This is a genomic window from Lactonifactor longoviformis (assembly GCF_042848515.1).
Classification (GTDB): Bacteria; Bacillota; Clostridia; order Lachnospirales; family Lachnospiraceae; genus Lactonifactor; species Lactonifactor longoviformis.
In genome coordinates, this window is the sequence record NZ_AP031453.1 from 1,918,522 (window position 1) to 1,937,500 (window position 18,979).

Genomic DNA, 18,979 nt, shown 5'->3' on the forward strand with positions numbered 1-18,979 from the left:
AAGAAAATTGGGAGGTTTTAGGATGAAAAGGAAGGTATTAGCAACAATTCTAACGGTAGCTGTGGGGGCTTGGGTGCTGTCAGGATGCGGGGACAATAAGCAGGAGGAGCCCCGGACGAAGGAAACACAGAAGGAAGCGGCGCCAGCAGAAGAGGAAGAGAAAGCAGAAGAGGCAAAGTCTGAACCCACGGATATCTATGTTTTTATAGCAGCCAGTCTGAAAAACACGATGGAAGAGATCAAGACTGCGTATGAAAAGGAGCATGAAAATATAAATATTATCTATAATGCTGACAGTTCCGGCACCTTGCAAAAGCAAATTGAAGAGGGAGCGCAGTGTGATATCTTTTTCTCGGCGGCAACTAAGCAAATGGATGCGCTGCATGAGGAAGGCCTGATTGAAGAGGGAAGCGTGAAGAACTTTTTGGAAAATAAGCTTGTCCTTATCAAGCCTGCGGGAGGAGAGACAAAAGTGACGGGATTTGATACGGTCACGGAAGCATCCAGTCTGGCACTGGCTGGGGAGGATGTACCGGTAGGCCAGTATGCCCGTGAACTGTTTACTAATCTGGGTAATCTGGATCAGGTGATGGCTATGGAGATCAATGAGGGTGCGAATGTGACGGCAGTTCTTACAGCAGTAGCCGAGGGCAGCAATGAAGTAGGTGTAGTATATAAAACCGATGCCGCGTCTATGCCGGACGATGTGGAAATTATTTGTGAGGCAGGGGCGGATCAGGTGGACCCGGCGGTTTATCCCATTGGCCTGGTAAAGGATGAGCAGGCAGATGAGGAGGAGAAGGCTGCTGCAAAAGAGTTCCTGGATTATCTGACCACGGACGGAACTGTTATGTCCAGTTTCCAGAGTGCTGGATTTACACCATATTCTGAATAGTATACGTTACCATACGGGAAGTACGCAGAAAATAAAGGGGGTGAATCTATGCTTTCAATACTGGAGACAATAGATTGGAGCCCTCTTTTTATATCCCTGAAAACGGGTGCAGTGGCGACAATCTTAGCTTTTTTTCTGGGCATTGGAGCCGCCAGGGGAATTATGAAATTAAATAATACAGCGAAGGCCGTACTAGACGGTATTCTCACACTGCCCCTGGTGCTTCCGCCTACGGTTGCAGGTTTTTTTCTGCTGTTAATCTTCAGCCTGAGGAGGCCTTTTGGCAAATTCCTTCTGACTGAATTTGATATCAAGATGGTACAGACCTGGCCGGGCTGCGTCATTGCGGCTTTCGTGATTGCATTTCCATTGATGTACCGCAATGCCAGAGCCGCCTTTGAACAGGTAGATGTGAACATTATATATGCAGGGAGAACCCTGGGAATGACGGAGCGGAGGATTTTCTGGAAAGTAGTCGTACCTGTAGCCGGTCCGGGACTTGCTTCCGGAACTGTGCTTGCATTTGCAAGGGCTATTGGGGAGTACGGGGCGACCTCCATGCTGGCCGGCAATATCCTTGGCAAGACTCGGACAGTATCCGTAGCCATTGCCTCGGAGGTGGCGTCAGGTAACTGGGATACCGCGGCTTTCTGGGTGTGCGTGATTGTGATTATTTCATTTCTGATCGTGGCATTCATTAACGGGATCTCGGGGAAAAAGATAAAAAATGTAAACAGGTGGATATAATATGGCGCTAGAGGTTAGGATTAAGAGACAGTTTCCGGGCTTCTGCCTGGACGTGGAATTCGCGTGCGAACACAGCTGCATGGGAATACTTGGAGCATCAGGATGCGGAAAAAGTATGACATTGAAGTGCATTGCGGGAATTGTGTCACCGGATGAGGGAAGGATTGCTCTGGACGGAAAAGTCTTTTTTGACTCCGAAAAGAAAATAAATCTCAGTCCTCAGGAGAGGAATATCGGTTATCTGTTCCAGAATTATGCTTTATTTCCAACAATGTCAGTGGAAGAGAATCTGGAATGTGTGCTGAAGGGAAAAAAAGAGGAGAAAAAGAGGAGGGTGAGAGAGCAGATTCAGACATTCCATCTGGAGGGCCTGGAAAAACAGCTTCCCGCCCAGCTGTCAGGGGGGCAGCAGCAGAGGGCAGCTCTGGCCAGGATGCTGATTACTAATCCCAGAATGATTATGCTGGATGAGCCATTTTCCGCACTGGACGGCTACTTAAAAGATGTTCTTCAGCACGAGGTGCAGGAGATTCTAAAGCGGTTTCCCGGGGAGGTCCTTGTGGTTTCTCACAGCAGGGATGAATTATATAAATTTTCCAGGGAGCTGACGATTATTCATCAGGGCAAATCGCTGCTCACCGGAGATACAAAAGAGATTTTTTTGAATCCGGGGTATGTGGAGGCTGCCAGGCTTACGGGATGCAAGAATATATCCAGAGCAGAAAGAAGAGGGGACTACGAGATTTATGCCAGTGACTGGAAGATGCATCTGGTTACCGAAAAGCCGGTAACAGAAGACATAAGATTTGTGGGCATCAGAGGGCATTATATAGAACCCTTACAGCAGAGAACCAAAGAGAACTGTATGGAGATAGAAGTCTGCGACTGTGTGGATGCTCCCTTTGAATATCATTATATTGTGAGAAATACAGAGGGTGGAGAGTGTATTTGGTGGCTGATGGCCAAAAAGGACGGAATACGGCCTTCCCCGTATATTTCCCTTCCCAAAGAGGAGCTGATGCTGTTAAAATAGATAGAATAATAAAGTAAAGTTCAGAGAGACAGGGAGGATACCATGAAGAGAATACGAACGGAAGATGCCGTAGGTCATGTGCTTTGCCATGACATTACGCAGATTATAAAAGGAGTCACTAAGGATGCTGTGTTTCGGAAAGGGCATGTAGTTACCAGGGAGGATATCCCGGTCCTGCTTTCTGTGGGGAAAGAAAACCTCTTTGTCTGGGAAAAAACAGAGGGCATGCTTCATGAAGATGAGGCGGCTGAGATTCTCAGAGGCATCTGCCAGGGCCCTTATATGAAAGCAACGGCACCCAAAGAGGGAAAGATCGAACTCATTGCAGAGACAGAAGGACTATTGAAGATAGACAGCAGAAAATTAAACAGGATCAATGGCCTGGGGGAAATTGCAATTGCTGCCAGACATGGCAATACTGTGGTACATAAAGGAGATAAATTGGCGGGGATGCGTGTGATCCCGCTGGTGATTCAGAAGGAAAAGATGGATGCCGCAAAGGAAGCAGGCGGAGAGGAACCTTTGTTCCGGATTCTGCCTTTTAAGAAGAAAAAGGCTGCCATATTGGCTACCGGCAGCGAAATCTTTCACGGGCGGATTACGGATACTTTTACCCCTGTAGTCTGTCAGAAGCTGGAGGAATATCACACAGAGATTGTGGAACAGAAGATTTTGGACGATAATCCGGAGGAGACTACGAAAGAAATCCTGAGACAGATAGACAGAGGGGCTGACTTTATTCTCTGCACGGGGGGAATGAGTGTGGATCCGGACGATCAGACACCGCTGGCGATTAAGAATACAGGGGCCAGAATCGTCACCTATGGGGCACCGGTGCTCCCGGGTGCTATGTTTCTTCTTGCCTATTATGAGGACAGAATTCCAATTGTAGGTCTGCCCGGCTGTGTTATGTATGCGAAAAGAACGGTTTTTGATTTGGCGCTGCCCAGAATCATGGCTGATGACAGGATGACTGCCGGAGAATTTGCTTCTATGGGGGAAGGAGGACTTTGTCTGTCCTGCGAAGTCTGCACCTTTCCTAACTGTGGATTCGGAAAGTAGAGGATGGATGGCATGGAAAAATTAACACATTTTGACGCCTCCGGAAATGCCGTTATGGTGGACGTGGGGGATAAGGAAATAACCAGCAGAACCGCTGTTGCTGAGGGGACTATATGTGCAAGCCCGGAAGTAATACAGGCAATTTTGCAGGGGACTTCCAAAAAAGGGGATGTGCTGGGCGTAGCCAGAGTCGCAGGGATTATGGCTGTTAAGCAGACAGCCGGTCTGATTCCTATGTGCCATACGCTTCTCATCCAAAAGGCGCAGGTAGACTTTCAGGCAGAGGAAGAGAATTCCTCTGTAAAGGCAGTCTGTACCGTGAAGGCAGAGGGAAAGACCGGGGTGGAGATGGAAGCCCTGACCGGAGTTACCGTTGCTCTTCTGACGATCTATGATATGTGCAAAGCCATAGATAAACGTATGAAACTGACGGAGATCCACCTGGTAGAGAAAAAAGGCGGCAAATCCGGAGATTTTGAATACTGATGTGAATGCTTCAGCAGAGAATGGAGTAACAGTATGATTGACAGTTATGGAAGAAATATAGATTATATCCGTATCTCTGTGACAGATCGCTGCAATCTCAGATGCATCTACTGTATGCCTGAGGAGGGGGTGGCACTGGCAGATCACAGAGATGTCCTGAGTTATGAAGAGATTGAGAAAATCTGCCGTATTCTGGCCAGGATGGGATTTACAAAGGTAAAGCTTACCGGGGGGGAACCTCTGGTCAGAAAAGACCTGAAAGACCTGGTAAAACAGCTGAAGCAGATCAAAGGGTTGGAAAAGATAACCCTTACCAGCAACGGCGTACTTTTAAAAGAGGCCATAGGACCCTTGGTGCAGGCAGGGATATCAGGTGTGAACGTCAGTCTGGATACCCTTTCGCCTGGTGTGTTTCGGGAGATAACGAGAAGAGATGTATTCGGACAGGTGATAGTGGGACTTGAGGAAGCCCTGAAATATCCGGAGTTATCTCTTAAAGTGAATTGTGTCCCCATGGGGATCCCCGGCCAGGAGATCCTGAAAGTGGCTGATTTGGCCAGGGAGAACTGTATTCATGTGAGATTTATTGAGATGATGCCTATCGGCTATGGGAAACAGTACAGATGTCTGACACAGGATGAGATTATGAACCAACTGACAGAGGCATACGGAACCATGCACCCGGTATGCGAACCCCTGGGAAATGGGCCTGCCTGCTATTATAAGCCGGAGAAATTCAGAGGCAGCATAGGATTTATCAGTGCAGTCAGCCACAAGTTCTGCAGTGAGTGCAACCGCATACGCCTTACCTCCCAGGGATTTTTAAAAACCTGTCTTCAATATGATACGGGAAGGGATCTCAGGAGATTATTGAGGGAAGGGGCTGCGGAAGAAACGTTGCAGGAGGAGATAGCGAAAGCCATCCTGGAGAAGCCCAGGGAACACCATTTTGCTGATCCTGAGATACAGGAGGAGGATGGCCGCATGATGTGCCAGATAGGAGGATAGAGTATGAAACGAGTTGCGATTGTAGTAGCCAGTGACTCTGGGTATGAGGGGACACGGGAAGATACAAGCGGAAAAGTGATAAGGGAAATTGCCGAACAAAATGGATATCGTATTGTTCACACCGTGCTTCTGCCGGACGAACAGGAGCGCCTCAGCCAGGAGCTGGCCTATCTTTCGGACGAAGGAATCGCGGATCTGATACTGACGACAGGAGGAACAGGATTCTCCCCCAGGGACTGTATGCCTGAAGCTACAAAGGCGGTAATAGAGCGTGAAGTGCCCGGGATTCCGGAAGCAATGAGATTTTACAGTCTGCAGTTTACCAAACGGGCAATGCTGAGCAGGCAGGCTGCAGGGATACGCAGGAATACGCTGATTATAAATCTTCCCGGCAGTCCCAAGGCAGTGAGAGAATGCCTGGAATATATTATATCGGAGCTGGAACACGGGTTGGAGGTTCTTGCAGGAGAAGCCTCCAATTGTGCCCGAAGATGAGGAGGGGTATGATGGGAAGAGTAATGGCAACGAATATCAGTGAGAAAAAAGGGACGCAGAAACATAATGTACATACTGTAAACGTACTGGAAGATTATGGGATTGAGAACGATGCACATGCGGGGAAGTGGCACCGGCAGGTGAGCCTTTTGTCTTATGAGAAGATCGAGGAGTTTAAAGGAAAAGGAGCTCCGGTAGAGGACGGAGCATTTGGGGAGAATCTGATTGTAGAGGGATTCGACTTCAAAAATCTGCCGGTAGGCACAAGATTTCAATGCAATGATGTGGTTCTGGAGCTTACGCAGATTGGTAAGGAATGCCACAGCGGCTGTGAGATTTATAAGATTATGGGCGACTGTATTATGCCCAGAGAAGGGGTATTTACCAGGGTGATTCACGGCGGCAGGATTTCCCAGGGGGATGAGATGCATATTGTCAAGGAGGTGGGAAACGTTTGGGACAAATAGAGATTGTGCTGGGGGACATCACTGAGCTGAAGGTGGACGCTATTGTCAATGCTGCGAATACGAGCCTGCTGGGCGGCGGCGGGGTGGACGGAGCCATACACAGAAAAGCGGGTCCCGGCCTTCTGGAAGAGTGCAGGAAGCTTAACGGGTGTGCAGCGGGGGAGGCAAAGATCACCGGGGGATATAAGCTTCCGGCTGCACATGTAATCCATACACCGGGACCTATATATCGGGACGGGAAAAGCAATGAGGCTGTGATCTTAAAAAAATGCTATATTAATTCCATGCAGAGAGCGGTGGAGGCCGGCTGTCAGAGCATAGCGTTTCCTGCCATTTCCACAGGAATCTATGGGTATCCCATAAGGGAGGCGGCAGTGATTGCTTTTTCTGCGGTAACTGAATTTCTTAAGACGCATCCGGGCTGCGGTATGAAACAGGTGATTTTTGTCTGTTTTAGCTCCAGAGATTTGGGTATTTATGAAGAAATAAAAAGACAGATAGAACAATAAAATTCAAAGAATTATAGGAAAAAAATGAGTAAAGAATTTATTTGACAAAACAGTTTCAGTATTATACTATAAAGATATAGAAACTTGCGGATGGCGGAACTTTAGTGGTTCCGCCTTTTTCTTTTAGGGAGGAGAGGAACTTGTCCCGCTGCGGAAAAGGGAGGTTTCTTTCACGTTCAAAGGAGGAATATTATGGGCAGTTATGAATCTACACTGGCGCAGAGAGAGGAGCGCATTAAAAAGGTGCTGAATCTGGAGGAACCTGACCGTGTACCCTTTGCTCCAAAGATTGGGAATTACTATGCCAGAGGCTACGACATCTCTATCTATGATGCCATGAAAGATATCCGGAACATCTGGCCGGGGGTAAAAGGCTTTCTGGAAGATTTCTCACCGGATCTTGCCTGGGCGCCGGTTCTGTACCCGGCGGATCCCCCGGAATTGATGCAGAGTACATACTTAAAATGCCCCGGTCCCAACAGCGGACTCCCACTGAATGCATCTTTTCAGATACACGATAAATGCTATTTGATGGACGAGGAGTACAAAGAATTTTTACACGATCCTACTCATTTTTTCCTAACTAAGGTATACCCCAGAAAGTTTGATGGGCTAAAGGGATTGTCTAAGCTGAGATTCAACAATCCCGTGGAATATTCTCTTTATATAGAATTATCAAATTTTGCAGATCCGGAGGTGCAGACAGCCCTGGAAACGTTAAAACGGGGGGGCGAGGCAGCAGCCAGGTGGCTGGGAGGACTTGGTTATATTAGCGGAGAGATTGCAAAACTTGGGTTCCCTCTGGGAGCGGCCGGGGCTCAGACTTGTCCGTTTGATATGTTTGGAGACAATATCAGAGGCTTCCTGAATACAATTAATGATGTCTATGATTATCCGGACGAATTGCTGGCTGCAGTGGAATATATGACGCCAATCTGTATTCAAAATGCAGTAAACACAGCAAAGGCGAATAACCTGGAATACATGTTTATCCCCCTTCACGGCGGCATCGACGAATTTATGAGCCCGGACAATTACAAAAAATTCTACTGGCCGGGATTAAAGGCACTGATGATGGCGCTCATAGACATAGGAGTCACCCCATATGTGTTCTGCGAGGGCAAATATAATCGCAGACTGGATATTATAAGCGACGTGCCAAAAGGAAAAGTTATCTATATGTTCGAAGAGGTGGATATAGCAGAGGCGAAGAGAATCGTAGGACAAACCGCCTGCATCTGCGGTAATCTGCCCAATGCGCTGCTGGCCTATGGAAAGAAAGAACGGGTGATAGAAGAAACAAAGAAACTGCTTGATATCTGTGCACCTGGGGGCGGCTTTATCATGGATTGCTCCATCGTTTTAGATGAAGCCAACAAAGAAAATATGGAGGCATGGGTGAATACAACCAGAGAATTGGGAAAATATTAATAAACGAGTCCTGAAACTATAATTAGGGACAGGGCGGATCGATTTTGGGACGTGTTCCTTTTAAAAGGAACACGTCCCAAAATCGATCCGCCCTCAGACTGTAGACAAACTGGTTTTGGGCTTTGTATCCCAGAGCCAGTTTTCTTTTATTAACCAAATTGCGTTCCAAATAAAGTTTGTGTAATGGGCTTCTCCCTCTAGAAGCCCCCATTTCTCTTTCATCCTGGCCAGCTTTTTCAGATTCATGCACGCAAATGTAAGCCCGACCTTCATTTCCATTCGGGCTTTTCCAAACATCTGTGTATATCGGAAACCATGATTCTCCTTTGCACTTCCAAAGATTCGTTCTATGGTTTCTTTCCTTTGGGAATATAATTCTTTCATACCCACGGTTTGGCGGATCTCCTCACACATCTCCATGTAAGGTTCCCATATGTGGCGCATAACCGTCTTTACATGATCTTTGCTTTGGGTACATTTTGCAAGATAGGCACAGCCTGCACAGCTACTTCCACAGCTTTTGTACTCCCGATATCCCTCACGGTTGGTTGTTCGATAGGTCAGCACCTGATTGTTGGGACAGATATAGCAGTCGTAATACTCATCATAAACGTACTCGTATTTCTTGAAGAAACCCTCTTTTGTCAGGGGGCGTTTGTATGGCAGGAGCGGTTTGACTCCTTGATCGATCAAAAGTTTTGCTATACCGGGAGTTTTATATCCTGCATCGCCTATCAGCGTCTCTATTCCGATCCCTTTTATCTTGTCATATAAGGACTTGAAGGTTCTGCTGTCATGATTGTTCCCGGGATGAACGCTATAGCTGAGAATCCATCCATTCTTATCACATGCGGTCTGTACTGCATAAGCAAATACATGTTTATGTTCTCCTTTGCGGAACCATCCGCTTTCCGGATCAGAAGTGCTTGCTTTCACTGTCTTTTCTTCTTTGCCGCCGGCTCCACCGGATGGTGTATTGCTGTCATCCTCTTTTTCTTTCAGCGGACGTTTCCCGTGTGCTTCACGGTCTTCATTGATTTCCTGTTTCAGCAGATCTTCAAAAAATAATGCCTCATCATGAGCAATACGCTTCTGCATCTTTTTATTGTTTGCTCTGGCTTTTACATGGGTGGCATCCACAAAAACTTCAGTAGGGTCTACCAGCTTAAATTTGTAGCATTCAGAAAGGATATGCTCGAATATCTGTTCAAAGAGGTCGGTGTCTTTAAAGCGTCTCGTATAGTTCTTTCCAAAGGTTGAAAAATGCGGCACTTTATCCAGCATATCCAGCCCGAGGAACCAGCGGTAGGCGACATTTACCTCAATCTCTTTTACCGTCTGGCGCATGCTTTTAATGCCATAAAGATATTGGATGAAAGGAATCTTGATCAGCATGACGGGGTCCATACTGGGGCGTCCGTTGTCCTGACTGTATTTTTCTTCTACCAGTTCATAAATGAAGGACCAGTCGATTGCTTTGTCGATGATCCGCAGCAGATGGTCCTGTGGAACCATGTCATCCATGCAAAACAACTGAATCTGTTCTCTTTTTTTATCCGCATTCTGTGTCATCATAAGCATCTCACCGCCTGTATTTGATACATCTATTATACCAAAAAAGAGCCTCAAAGTCTTGTAAGTGCTGACTTTTCTGGCTCAATGGCGAGGAAAATCCGAGGCACTTGTCCTCGGACTTTGTCTACAGTCTGAGGGGCTGTGAAAAAAGTCCCGTAAAAAAAGAACGCTTTCAGGTATACAAACCTGGAGGCGTTCTTCTTTTTGTGGTAAAATTAATCTACTATGAACAATAATACCGAGAAATATTATACCGCAAAACAGGGAAGGCTGCCACTGTTTTTTTCGGATTGTCTGGATCTCTGTGATCCAGTATTAGCATTTGACAGAATCATGGAGGAGATTGGAATAGAAAGATATCTTAGGCCAGAGCCCTCACATAAACTGGGCCGGCCCGGATATAATCGGGTCAACATGCTAAAGACAGTCCTGTTCGGCTTTATGGACACTGGATACGCTTCCCTTCGGGAATTAGAAGACCGATGCAAAGTCAACATCCGTTACATGTACCTGATGGATCATGAAACTCCCAGTTACCGTGCCTTCAGTTATTTTATCAATGAAGAGATCAAGGAATCTGCCCAGGATATTTTTAAGGCAGTCATGTCCTATATCCAGACAGCGGAGGGAATCGATTTGCAGCATCTGTATATAGATGGCTCAAAATTCGAGGCAAATGCAAACAAGTATACCTGGGTATGGAAAAAAGCCACGGAAAAATCGAGATACCGTCTGTTCGGCAAGATTACCACACTGCTTACAGAAATGAACGAAACGCTGGCATACACAGGGCTGAAAATTGAAACCAATGTAGAATACACCCCGGACAGCCTGGAGGTCATTTTGTCCAGGTATGAATTCTTCTGCCATATCGACGAGGACACATTTGTATACGGCCGGGGACATCGGAAGAGCCAGGAGCAGCGTTACTACGAACGTTTAAAGGAATATATCGGAAAGCTTTCGGAATACGTGGAAAAGATCCGGATATGCGAGCCTGACCGGAACAGCTATGCGAAGACGGACCATGGCGCGACCTTCATGCGGATGAAAAAGGACTATATGGGAAATGACCAGCTCCTTCCTGCATACAACATACAGATCGGAGTGGCTGACGAGTACATTGCGGTGGTAGATGTCATGCAGTACCGGTCCGACATGGACTGCTTTGTGCCACTGATGGAAAAGTTCCATGAGTTATACGGTTTCTACCCGAAATATCCGGTAGCGGATGCAGGGTATGGATCCTTTAATAACTATCTGTTCTGCCAGGACCATAGGATGGAAAAGTTCATGAAATTCCCCATGTATAAGAAAGAGACAACAGACGAAAAGTACCATGAAGACCCGTTGCGTGCAGTGAATTTTAAGACAGACCCGGAAGGGAACCTAATCTGTCCAAACGGGAGGAAGTTCCACTTTGCATACCGAAAACCAGTGAAAGGGAACCAATACGGCAGGCAGGAAGAGTACTATACCTGCGAGGACTGCAGTGGCTGCCCCTATGCAGAAAAATGCAAGAGAACAGAAAAGAACAGGACAGTGCGGATTAATGCGGAATTAAGCGCCATGCATCAGGAGGTATTGGATAATCTTCAGAGTATCCATGGGGCGTTGCTCCGCATGAACCGCTCCATCCAGGCAGAAGGGACATTTGGAATCATCAAATACGACCGAAGGTATAAGCGAATTGTAAGAAGAGGACTGGATTCGGTAAGAGTAGAGATATTTCTTGTTTCTATCGGCCATAATCTCTATAAAATCTATAATAAGCAGATGAGACTCCGGGAAGTGGCTTAAAGAAGAAAGAGCGCACGTTTGTTGGGGTAAGGGGGATTATGCGCTTTTTACTGCTTTTTTCTTACGCTTTCCACAAAATAAAGAGGGGCTGAAAAAATGGAGTTAGAGCAACTCCATTTTTTCACAGCCCCTGTCCCTTGACATTTACGCCAATATGTTTTATGATGTTTGCGCACGCAAATATATTATTTACAGAAACTGACAAGGAGCTGCGTATGAGAGAATTTGTGAAATGGTCTGCTATTTTAAATTTAAGCCTGAGCGGTTACCTGGATAAAAAAATGGCAAAATTTGAGATCAACAGCAGCCAGTTCTTTTACATTTTAAAAATATGTGAATCACCGGGCATGACACAGGATTGTGTGTTTCAGAATGTATACAGAAATCCCAGCAACATCACAAGGGCACTGGCCCAGCTGGAGGGGAAAGGATATATCGAGAGAAAACCCAGCAGGGAGGATAAGAGAACTTATTATCTTTTCCCCACGGAAAAGGCCGTGGACAGTTATGAGGAGATTTTGTCCATCCTTATGGAATGTGTGGAGGAGGTTTTGGCACCGCTTACGAACGTAGAGAAGGAAGTCCTGCCGGCTCTTCTGCGAAAAACGGCGGAAAAGGCATTTCAGATGAATCAGGATGAAAAAGAACGATTGGAGGAGATGTAGATGAAATCAGTGACGCAGGAAGCAGATAATCCTTTGGGCTATCAGAAGGAGTCTAAACTGCTTATTAATTTTGCTGTTCCTTGTATTATCTCTATGCTGGTGACGGCGCTGTATAATATTGTGGATCAGATCTTTATCGGCCAGGGTGTGGGAATGCTGGGAAACGCTGCCACCAACATTGCATTCCCTTTGTCTACTACATGTACAGCCATTGCCCTGCTCCTGGGTATTGGCGGGGCATCTAACTTTTCTCTGGAGCTGGGAGCTGAGGAAGAGAAGCGTGCCGCCCGGTCGGCAGGAAATGCCATGGTTCTAATGGCGATTTTTGGACTTACATTATTTGTACTGGTAACTATATTCCTGACACCGATGCTGAAATTTTTTGGGGCTACCAGCGATGTGCTCCCTTATGCCCAGACCTATACCAGGATAACTTCTATCGGATTCCCGTTTCTAATTGCCAATACCGCCATCAGCAAACTGATACTGGCTGATGGAAGTCCCAAATATTCTATGATGTCTATGCTTGTGGGAGCGGTTATCAATACGATTCTGGATCCAATCTTTATCTTTGGACTGGATATGGGAATGGCGGGAGCTGCACTGGCAACCATTATCGGACAGATTATTTCCTTCTGTATCAGTCTTCGCTATGTATTTCACTTCAGGCATGTGAAACTGACCAGAGAGAGCTTTCACCTGAGCCAATTCTGCTGCAGGCACATATTTGCTTTGGGTGCCAGCGCGTGCTTTAATCAGATTGCAATGACCATTGTGCAGATAGTTATGAATAATACACTATCTTACTATGGGGCCCAGTCAGTGTACGGGGGCGAGATTCCTTTAGCCTGTGCAGGCATTATTACTAAGGTAAATATGGTATTTATGGCTATTATCATTGGGATTTCCCAGGGGACACAGCCGATTGTAGGCTTTAATTACGGAGCCAGAAAATACGGCCGGGTGAAGAAAACGTACCTGCAGGCTGTCTGTACAGCTACAGTGCTGTCTTTCCTGGCATTTCTGTGCTTCCAGATATTTCCCAGACAAATTATCTCAATTTTTGGTGAAGGGAGCGAGATGTACTACACATTTTCAGAGCGGTACTTCAGAATCTTTATGTTCCTGGTGATTGTGAACGGGATTCAGCCGGTGACCTCTAATTTTTTTACCTCCATCGGCAAATCCAGACTGGGGATTTTTATGTCACTTACCAGGCAGATTATATTCCTGCTCCCCCTTATAATTATTTTCCCGCTCTTTATGGGAATTGACGGGGTCATGTATGCAGGTCCTATCGCGGATGCTGCGGCTGCAATTGTCTGCGGTGTGTTTTTGGTCAGGGAGCTAAAAGAACTGACCCAAAAGCAAAATCAAACTCTCGCAGGAGAAGCGCTGTAGGCGCTTCTTTTTTTACGGCAGTATTTTCATCATGTATTTATAATTATTTTCTTGCAAAATATTCTATTTGTGCTACACTATATATAACAACATGACGCAAATTTCTTTCGTCATCAGGAATCAGGGATAAAGGAAAGACAGGTGAGCATATGCTGATACAAATTGATTTTAACAGTGATGAAGCCATATATATTCAATTGAGGAATCAGATCATTTTGGGGATTGCCACTTCCAGAATACAGGAAGGAGAGGCTCTTCCCTCTGTTCGTCAGTTAGCGGAAAATATAGGAATTAATATGCATACAGTAAATAAAGCCTATGCTGTACTGAAACAGGAAGGCTTTGTCTCAATTGACAGAAGGAGAGGCGCGGTTGTTTCCATAGAAGCTGATAAACGTCAGGCTCTTCAGGAGATGAAAGATGAATTAATGGTTGTCTTGGCAAAGGGGTGTTGCAAAAATATCTCTAGACAGGAAGTACATGAACTGATTGATCAGATTTTTCAAGAATATCAAGTATAGAGCAGGAGGCATAGATGAAAGAACGATATACTCAACAGGCGAAGAATGCCTTAAAACTTGCAGAAAAAACAGCTAAGGACTGCAATCATAACTATATAGGAACGGAACATCTTTTATTAGGACTTTTAAAGAGTCACAGCGGAACCGCGGGTATGGTTCTGGCCGAAGCCGGTGCCGACGACGGAAAAGTAATGGCATTAATTGAGAAGCTGATAGCCCCTCCCTCGGATATCCTGTTGGATACACCTCCGGGATATACGCCAAGACTTGAAAAGATATTGGAGGGCGGACAGAGGGAAGCAGCCAATTACCACAGTGACCAGGTAGGAACTGAACATCTCCTTCTGGCTATGTTAAAAGAATATGACTGTGTAGGGACCCGCCTTCTTCATACCATGGGAATTAATATCCAGAAATTATATTCTGATATCCTGGTCGCCATGGGGGAAGAAGGGACTCTGAAGAAGGAAGATCTGCAGGGCGGAAAGACGATCAAATCATCTGCCGGCAGTGCAACACCCACCCTGGATCAATACAGCAGGGATCTCACAGAAATGGCCCGTCAGGGAAAACTGGACCCGGTGATTGGCAGGGAGCAGGAGATCAGCCGAATTATTCAGATTCTGAGCAGAAGAACGAAAAATAATCCCTGTCTGATTGGGGAACCTGGTGTGGGGAAAACCGCTATAGCGGAGGGTCTGGCCCAAAGGATTGTCTGGGGGCTGGTACCGGAATCCATGCTGGGCAAAAGAGTGGTTGTCCTTGATCTCTCAGGCATGGTGGCCGGATCTAAGTACCGGGGAGAATTTGAGGAGCGTATTAAAAAAGTAGTCAGTGAAGTTATGGAGAATAAAGGTATCTTACTGTTTATTGATGAACTTCATACAATTATCGGAGCCGGGGGCGCTGAAGGAGCGCTGGATGCGTCAAATATTCTGAAGCCCTCTCTTTCCAGAGGAGAGATCCAGCTGATCGGCGCTACTACCATAGATGAATACAGAAAATATATTGAAAAGGATGCGGCTTTGGAGCGCAGATTCCAGCCGGTAACGGTAGATGAACCAACCAGTGAAGAAGCCGTTGCCATTCTAAAGGGACTCAAGCCTTATTACGAACAGCATCACGGAGTGGAGATTGAAGATCAGGCCGTAGAAGCCGCGGTAGCTATGAGTATCCGGTATATTAATGACCGTTTTCTCCCGGATAAGGCCATTGATTTAATTGATGAGGCAGCGTCTAAAGTACAGCTGGCAGGATATAAAGCACCGGAGGGAGTGGTGCAGGGAGAGAAAGCCCTTCAGGATATTCTCAAGCGAAAAGAGGCAGCCATCAAGGAGAACGATTTTGATACTGCCAGAGAACTCCAGGCAGAACAGAAAGAGGCAGAGAAGAGGCTCGAGGCAGCAAAGGCAAGATATGAACGCCGCTGCAGACAGAAGAAGCTTACAGTAAAGGAAGAGGATGTGGCGGATGTTGTATCCGGCTGGACCAAGATACCTGTAAAAAAACTGGCAGAGGCGGAATCAAAGCGTCTGGCTAAGCTTGAAACTATTCTCCATAAAAGAGTCATCGGACAGGAAGAGGCAGTACTGGCGGTTGCCAAAGCTGTAAAACGTGGAAGAGTGGGATTAAAAGATCCAAACCGTCCCATCGGCTCCTTCCTGTTTTTAGGACCGACCGGCGTTGGTAAAACAGAGCTCTCCAAGGCCCTGGCTGAGGCAGTGTTCGGTACAGAACAGGCTATGATCCGGGTAGATATGTCAGAGTATATGGAGAAACACAGTGTATCCAAAATGATTGGATCCCCTCCGGGATATGTGGGATACGACGAAGGAGGACAGCTGAGTGAGAAAGTAAGACGGAATCCATACAGTGTAATTTTATTCGATGAGGTGGAAAAGGCGCACCCTGATGTGTTTAATATTCTTCTGCAGGTTCTGGACGATGGGCATATCACAGATGCACAGGGAAGAAAGATAGATTTTAAACAAACTATTATCATTATGACCTCTAATGCCGGAGCCCAGTCAATCATTGAACCTAAGAAATTGGGATTTGCTTCGGTTCAGGATGAAAAACAGGATTACCAGAGGATGAAGGATGGGGTAATGGATGAAGTAAAGCGTCTGTTTAAGCCTGAATTCCTGAATCGTATTGATGAGACGATTGTGTTCCATGCTCTGAATAAGGAGCACATTAAGAAAATCGTAACCATCCTTCTTGCAAATCTGATCAAACGCTGTAAGTATCAGATGGACATTACACTCCGCGTGAGAGAAAGTGTGAAGGAATATATAGCAAAAGAGGGGTATGATCCCAAGTATGGAGCTCGTCCCCTGCGCAGGGCTATTCAGAGTAAAATTGAGGATGCCATGGCTGAGGAGATTCTGGAAGGCAGAATTAAAAACGGGGATACGGTTACAATTTCCATGTCAAAAGAAGATATTAAATTTTTAGTAACTCCTATAAATGACTAGCATAATTTGCAAAATTATTATATAATGAATCAAACAAAGACCGGTATGAATCCGGCTATAGGATACAAATGAATGACAGTAACGGGAGGGCATAAAAAATGTCAGGAATAAAGGAATTAATTCGTACAGAGGAAAATGGTACTATCAGTTTTGGAAACTATGAGTTACCTTCGAAGTCAAAATTATCAGATTATGAGCATGATGGAGATATGTACAAGGTTAAAACCTTTCGTGAAATTACAAAACTAGAGAGAAATGAAATGTTTGTCTATGAATCAGTACCAGGAACAGCAGTGTATGATTTAAATCTGACAGAAGATGGTATGTCTTTCTCGGTGGAAGGGGCTGTAGATGCACAGATTACGGTTGAACTGGAAGAAGACGCGGAATATAAAGTTACTATTGACGGCGTAGACGCGGGAACCATGAAAACTAATCTGGGTGGAAAGTTATCCTTTAGTGTTGAATTAGAGCAGGCAGAACGTGTAGCTGTCTCTATTGTAAAATTATAGAAAGAGTAGCAAAAGGCTGCCGGCAAAGCTGGGCGGCCTTTTTTATGGAGTGAGATATGGCAAAAGGAAAAAAAATAGTGTTTTACTGTCAAAACTGTGGATATGAATCTTCCAAATGGATGGGTCAATGCCCCGGGTGCCGGGAATGGAATTCCTTTGTGGAGGAGACGGTCAGTCCCCAGAAGAGCGGCAGTCTGAATGGAGCGCGGAAGGAAAAACAAGCACCGGTCAGTCTGTCAGGGATCGATATGGATAAGGAAGAGAGGATGCTTACGCACATCGGCGAGCTGGACCGGGTACTGGGAGGGGGCATTGTGCCAGGCTCTCTTGTGCTTGTGGGAGGAGATCCCGGGATTGGAAAATCAACCCTTCTTTTACAGGTATGCCGGGAGCTGTCAAAGGATCAAAGAAGTGTCCTGTATATATCCGGGGAAGAGTCTCTGAGACAAATTAAGATGAGAGCAAAACGGATCGGGGAATTTAACGAGAATTTAAAATTGTTGTGTGAGACAAATCTGGGGACCATTAAAGCTGTCATCGAAGAGATGCGTCCGGATGTGGTTATGATTGATTCCATTCAGACCATGTATGACGAGGAGATCTCGTCTGCTCCGGGAAGCGTATCCCAGGTGCGGGAATCCACAAACGTCCTGATGCAGCTTGCGAAGGGACTTGGGGTCATGATTTTTATTGTAGGCCATGTGACGAAAGACGGGAATGTTGCGGGTCCCAGAGTCCTGGAACATATGGTGGATACAGTTCTCTATTTTGAGGGGGACCGGCATGCGTCTTACCGGCTGCTGCGGGGGGTTAAGAACCGTTTTGGATCAACCAACGAAATAGGAGTTTTTGAGATGCAGGATAAAGGACTGGAGGAGGTCACAAACCCTTCCCAGGTAATGCTTAGCGGCCGGCCTCTGGATGCCTCCGGTTCGGTAGTTGTATGTTCGGTGGAGGGGACAAGACCCATACTTATTGAGATCCAGGCTTTGGTGACGCAGACAAATTTTGGACTGCCCAGACGAACTTCGGTAGGAATTGATTACAACAGAGTAAATCTTTTAATGGCAGTTCTGGAAAAGAGGGCCGGACTCCAGCTAGGGAACTGTGACGCCTATGTGAATCTGGCCGGGGGGATGAAGCTGGGGGAGCCTGCTATTGATTTGGGAATTGTGCTTTCCATTGTTTCCAGTTATAAAAACCGTGCAGTGGATCCCAATACCCTGATATTTGGTGAGGTTGGACTTTCCGGTGAAGTGCGGGGAGTGAGTATGGCGGAGCAGCGGGTGAAGGAGGCGGAAAAGATGGGATTTACTACCTGCATTTTACCCCAGACGAATCTGGAGGCTCTGAAAGGAAAGTTTAAGATACATCTGGCAGGCGTATCCAATATCCGGGAAAGCATGAATTATGTATAACAGGCATAAAAATCAGTTGAAATCTGAGATAAAATAGGATATTATCGAAATTATGAATATAAATAGTTAGGAGAAAAAATTTGAAAGAAAGAGAAAAATTTGGTTCCAGGCTGGGCTTCATTCTGGTTTCCGCGGGGTGTGCCGTTGGGCTGGGCAACGTTTGGAAATTTCCGTATATGACAGGAAATTATGGAGGAGCTGCTTTTATCCTGATTTATCTTGTTTTTTTAGTCATCCTGGGTCTTCCTATTATGGTGTGCGAGTTCTCCGTAGGAAGAGGCAGTCAGAAAAGTGTGGCCTCCTCCTTCAAAACACTGGCGCCTGAGGGGAGCGGATGGCATAACTTTGCGTACTTTGGCATTATCGGGAATTATCTGCTTATGATGTTTTACACGATGGTAGGCGGATGGATGCTGTACTATTTTTACAGAATGCTTCGGGGAGAATTCACACACGTGAGTGCAAAAGAAGTAGAGG

19 protein-coding genes (1 of these 19 cut by a window edge) are annotated in these 18,979 nt (G+C 46.0%); 18 read left to right on the top strand and 1 reads right to left on the bottom strand.

Features of this window, described 5'->3' with window-relative positions; translation table 11 throughout:
• Window positions 1-22: 22 nt before the first annotated feature.
• From modA to ACGHCT_RS08805, 10 genes are all read left to right on the top strand, one after another.
• Entirely contained in the window at window positions 23-895 is an 873-nt protein-coding gene (gene modA, locus ACGHCT_RS08760; RefSeq protein ID WP_390439548.1) for a molybdate ABC transporter substrate-binding protein, read from the top strand.
• A 48-nt stretch (window positions 896-943) separates the two neighbouring features.
• Entirely contained in the window at window positions 944-1,642 is a 699-nt protein-coding gene (gene modB / locus ACGHCT_RS08765; protein WP_072854247.1) for a molybdate ABC transporter permease subunit, read from the top strand.
• A gap of 1 nt (window position 1,643) precedes the next feature.
• Window positions 1,644-2,675: a sulfate/molybdate ABC transporter ATP-binding protein gene (locus tag ACGHCT_RS08770; RefSeq protein ID WP_390439550.1), complete on the top strand. Its 1,032-nt coding sequence runs from the start codon at window positions 1,644-1,646 to the stop codon at window positions 2,673-2,675.
• A 42-nt stretch (window positions 2,676-2,717) separates the two neighbouring features.
• Window positions 2,718-3,737, top strand: a complete 1,020-nt coding sequence (locus tag ACGHCT_RS08775; protein ID WP_072854249.1) for a molybdopterin-binding protein — start codon at window positions 2,718-2,720, stop codon at window positions 3,735-3,737.
• A gap of 12 nt (window positions 3,738-3,749) precedes the next feature.
• Window positions 3,750-4,223 carry a cyclic pyranopterin monophosphate synthase MoaC gene (moaC, locus tag ACGHCT_RS08780; RefSeq protein WP_390439554.1) on the top strand — a complete coding sequence of 158 codons (474 nt, stop codon included), beginning with the start codon at window positions 3,750-3,752 and terminating at the stop codon, window positions 4,221-4,223.
• A 33-nt stretch (window positions 4,224-4,256) separates the two neighbouring features.
• Window positions 4,257-5,231 (top strand): GTP 3',8-cyclase MoaA, encoded by a 975-nt coding sequence (gene moaA / locus ACGHCT_RS08785; RefSeq protein WP_390439556.1) that lies wholly within the window; start codon window positions 4,257-4,259, stop codon window positions 5,229-5,231.
• Between the two features lie 3 nt (window positions 5,232-5,234).
• On the top strand, window positions 5,235-5,726 hold the full coding sequence (locus tag ACGHCT_RS08790; RefSeq protein ID WP_072854252.1) for a molybdenum cofactor biosynthesis protein B: 492 nt from the start codon (window positions 5,235-5,237) through the stop codon (window positions 5,724-5,726).
• 11 nt (window positions 5,727-5,737) lie between these two features.
• Complete coding sequence (locus ACGHCT_RS08795; RefSeq protein ID WP_072854253.1) at window positions 5,738-6,193, top strand: MOSC domain-containing protein; 456 nt, start codon at window positions 5,738-5,740, stop codon at window positions 6,191-6,193.
• Complete coding sequence (locus ACGHCT_RS08800; RefSeq protein ID WP_072854254.1) at window positions 6,181-6,702, top strand: O-acetyl-ADP-ribose deacetylase; 522 nt, start codon at window positions 6,181-6,183, stop codon at window positions 6,700-6,702. Before ACGHCT_RS08795 ends, ACGHCT_RS08800 begins: the two co-directional genes overlap by 13 nt.
• A gap of 192 nt (window positions 6,703-6,894) precedes the next feature.
• Window positions 6,895-8,133 (top strand): uroporphyrinogen decarboxylase family protein, encoded by a 1,239-nt coding sequence (locus ACGHCT_RS08805; RefSeq protein WP_072854255.1) that lies wholly within the window; start codon window positions 6,895-6,897, stop codon window positions 8,131-8,133.
• A 93-nt stretch (window positions 8,134-8,226) separates the two neighbouring features.
• Here ACGHCT_RS08805 and ACGHCT_RS08810 read toward each other — a convergent pair whose 3' ends face one another.
• A complete protein-coding gene (locus tag ACGHCT_RS08810) occupies window positions 8,227-9,714 on the bottom strand; it encodes an IS1182 family transposase (RefSeq protein ID WP_390436657.1) in 1,488 nt (495 codons plus the stop codon).
• 219 nt (window positions 9,715-9,933) lie between these two features.
• Between ACGHCT_RS08810 and ACGHCT_RS08815 the strand changes: the two genes are divergently transcribed.
• From ACGHCT_RS08815 to ACGHCT_RS08850, 8 genes are all read left to right on the top strand, one after another.
• Entirely contained in the window at window positions 9,934-11,508 is a 1,575-nt protein-coding gene (locus ACGHCT_RS08815) for a transposase (RefSeq protein ID WP_390436423.1), read from the top strand.
• Between the two features lie 215 nt (window positions 11,509-11,723).
• On the top strand, window positions 11,724-12,173 hold the full coding sequence (locus ACGHCT_RS08820) for a MarR family winged helix-turn-helix transcriptional regulator (RefSeq protein ID WP_390439560.1): 450 nt from the start codon (window positions 11,724-11,726) through the stop codon (window positions 12,171-12,173).
• Window positions 12,174-13,574, top strand: coding sequence for an MATE family efflux transporter (locus ACGHCT_RS08825; protein WP_072854257.1), 1,401 nt, complete (start codon window positions 12,174-12,176; stop codon window positions 13,572-13,574).
• Between the two features lie 149 nt (window positions 13,575-13,723).
• The gene (locus ACGHCT_RS08830; protein WP_072854258.1) at window positions 13,724-14,095 is read left to right on the top strand and encodes a GntR family transcriptional regulator; all 372 of its coding nucleotides are present in this window, start codon (window positions 13,724-13,726) and stop codon (window positions 14,093-14,095) included.
• A gap of 14 nt (window positions 14,096-14,109) precedes the next feature.
• Window positions 14,110-16,572, top strand: a complete 2,463-nt coding sequence (locus ACGHCT_RS08835) for an ATP-dependent Clp protease ATP-binding subunit (protein WP_390439563.1) — start codon at window positions 14,110-14,112, stop codon at window positions 16,570-16,572.
• Between the two features lie 98 nt (window positions 16,573-16,670).
• Complete coding sequence (locus tag ACGHCT_RS08840) at window positions 16,671-17,084, top strand: endosialidase (protein ID WP_072854260.1); 414 nt, start codon at window positions 16,671-16,673, stop codon at window positions 17,082-17,084.
• A gap of 56 nt (window positions 17,085-17,140) precedes the next feature.
• Window positions 17,141-18,502, top strand: a complete 1,362-nt coding sequence (radA, locus tag ACGHCT_RS08845; protein ID WP_072854261.1) for a DNA repair protein RadA — start codon at window positions 17,141-17,143, stop codon at window positions 18,500-18,502.
• An 80-nt stretch (window positions 18,503-18,582) separates the two neighbouring features.
• Window positions 18,583-18,979: the start of a sodium-dependent transporter gene (locus ACGHCT_RS08850; RefSeq protein ID WP_390439566.1), read on the top strand. Its footprint extends 1,055 nt past the window's final position; 397 of the gene's 1,452 nt are visible here — the first part of the coding sequence; it begins with the start codon at window positions 18,583-18,585; its stop codon lies beyond the right edge, outside the window.

Excerpts from the sequence above, each read along its gene's own strand:
- modA (WP_390439548.1), top strand. The coding sequence starts at position 23 with ATGAAAAGGAAGGTATTAGCAACAATTCTAACGGTAGCTGTGGGGGCT.
- modB (WP_072854247.1), top strand. The coding sequence starts at position 944 with ATGCTTTCAATACTGGAGACAATAGATTGGAGCCCTCTTTTTATATCC.
- ACGHCT_RS08770 (WP_390439550.1), top strand. The coding sequence starts at position 1,644 with ATGGCGCTAGAGGTTAGGATTAAGAGACAGTTTCCGGGCTTCTGCCTG.
- ACGHCT_RS08775 (WP_072854249.1), top strand. The coding sequence starts at position 2,718 with ATGAAGAGAATACGAACGGAAGATGCCGTAGGTCATGTGCTTTGCCAT.
- moaC (WP_390439554.1), top strand. The coding sequence starts at position 3,750 with ATGGAAAAATTAACACATTTTGACGCCTCCGGAAATGCCGTTATGGTG.
- moaA (WP_390439556.1), top strand. The coding sequence starts at position 4,257 with ATGATTGACAGTTATGGAAGAAATATAGATTATATCCGTATCTCTGTG.
- ACGHCT_RS08790 (WP_072854252.1), top strand. The coding sequence starts at position 5,235 with ATGAAACGAGTTGCGATTGTAGTAGCCAGTGACTCTGGGTATGAGGGG.
- ACGHCT_RS08795 (WP_072854253.1), top strand. The coding sequence starts at position 5,738 with ATGGGAAGAGTAATGGCAACGAATATCAGTGAGAAAAAAGGGACGCAG.
- ACGHCT_RS08805 (WP_072854255.1), top strand. The coding sequence starts at position 6,895 with ATGGGCAGTTATGAATCTACACTGGCGCAGAGAGAGGAGCGCATTAAA.
- ACGHCT_RS08810 (WP_390436657.1), bottom strand. The coding sequence starts at position 9,714 with ATGCTTATGATGACACAGAATGCGGATAAAAAAAGAGAACAGATTCAG.
- ACGHCT_RS08815 (WP_390436423.1), top strand. The coding sequence starts at position 9,934 with ATGAACAATAATACCGAGAAATATTATACCGCAAAACAGGGAAGGCTG.
- ACGHCT_RS08820 (WP_390439560.1), top strand. The coding sequence starts at position 11,724 with ATGAGAGAATTTGTGAAATGGTCTGCTATTTTAAATTTAAGCCTGAGC.
- ACGHCT_RS08825 (WP_072854257.1), top strand. The coding sequence starts at position 12,174 with ATGAAATCAGTGACGCAGGAAGCAGATAATCCTTTGGGCTATCAGAAG.
- ACGHCT_RS08830 (WP_072854258.1), top strand. The coding sequence starts at position 13,724 with ATGCTGATACAAATTGATTTTAACAGTGATGAAGCCATATATATTCAA.
- ACGHCT_RS08835 (WP_390439563.1), top strand. The coding sequence starts at position 14,110 with ATGAAAGAACGATATACTCAACAGGCGAAGAATGCCTTAAAACTTGCA.
- ACGHCT_RS08840 (WP_072854260.1), top strand. The coding sequence starts at position 16,671 with ATGTCAGGAATAAAGGAATTAATTCGTACAGAGGAAAATGGTACTATC.
- radA (WP_072854261.1), top strand. The coding sequence starts at position 17,141 with ATGGCAAAAGGAAAAAAAATAGTGTTTTACTGTCAAAACTGTGGATAT.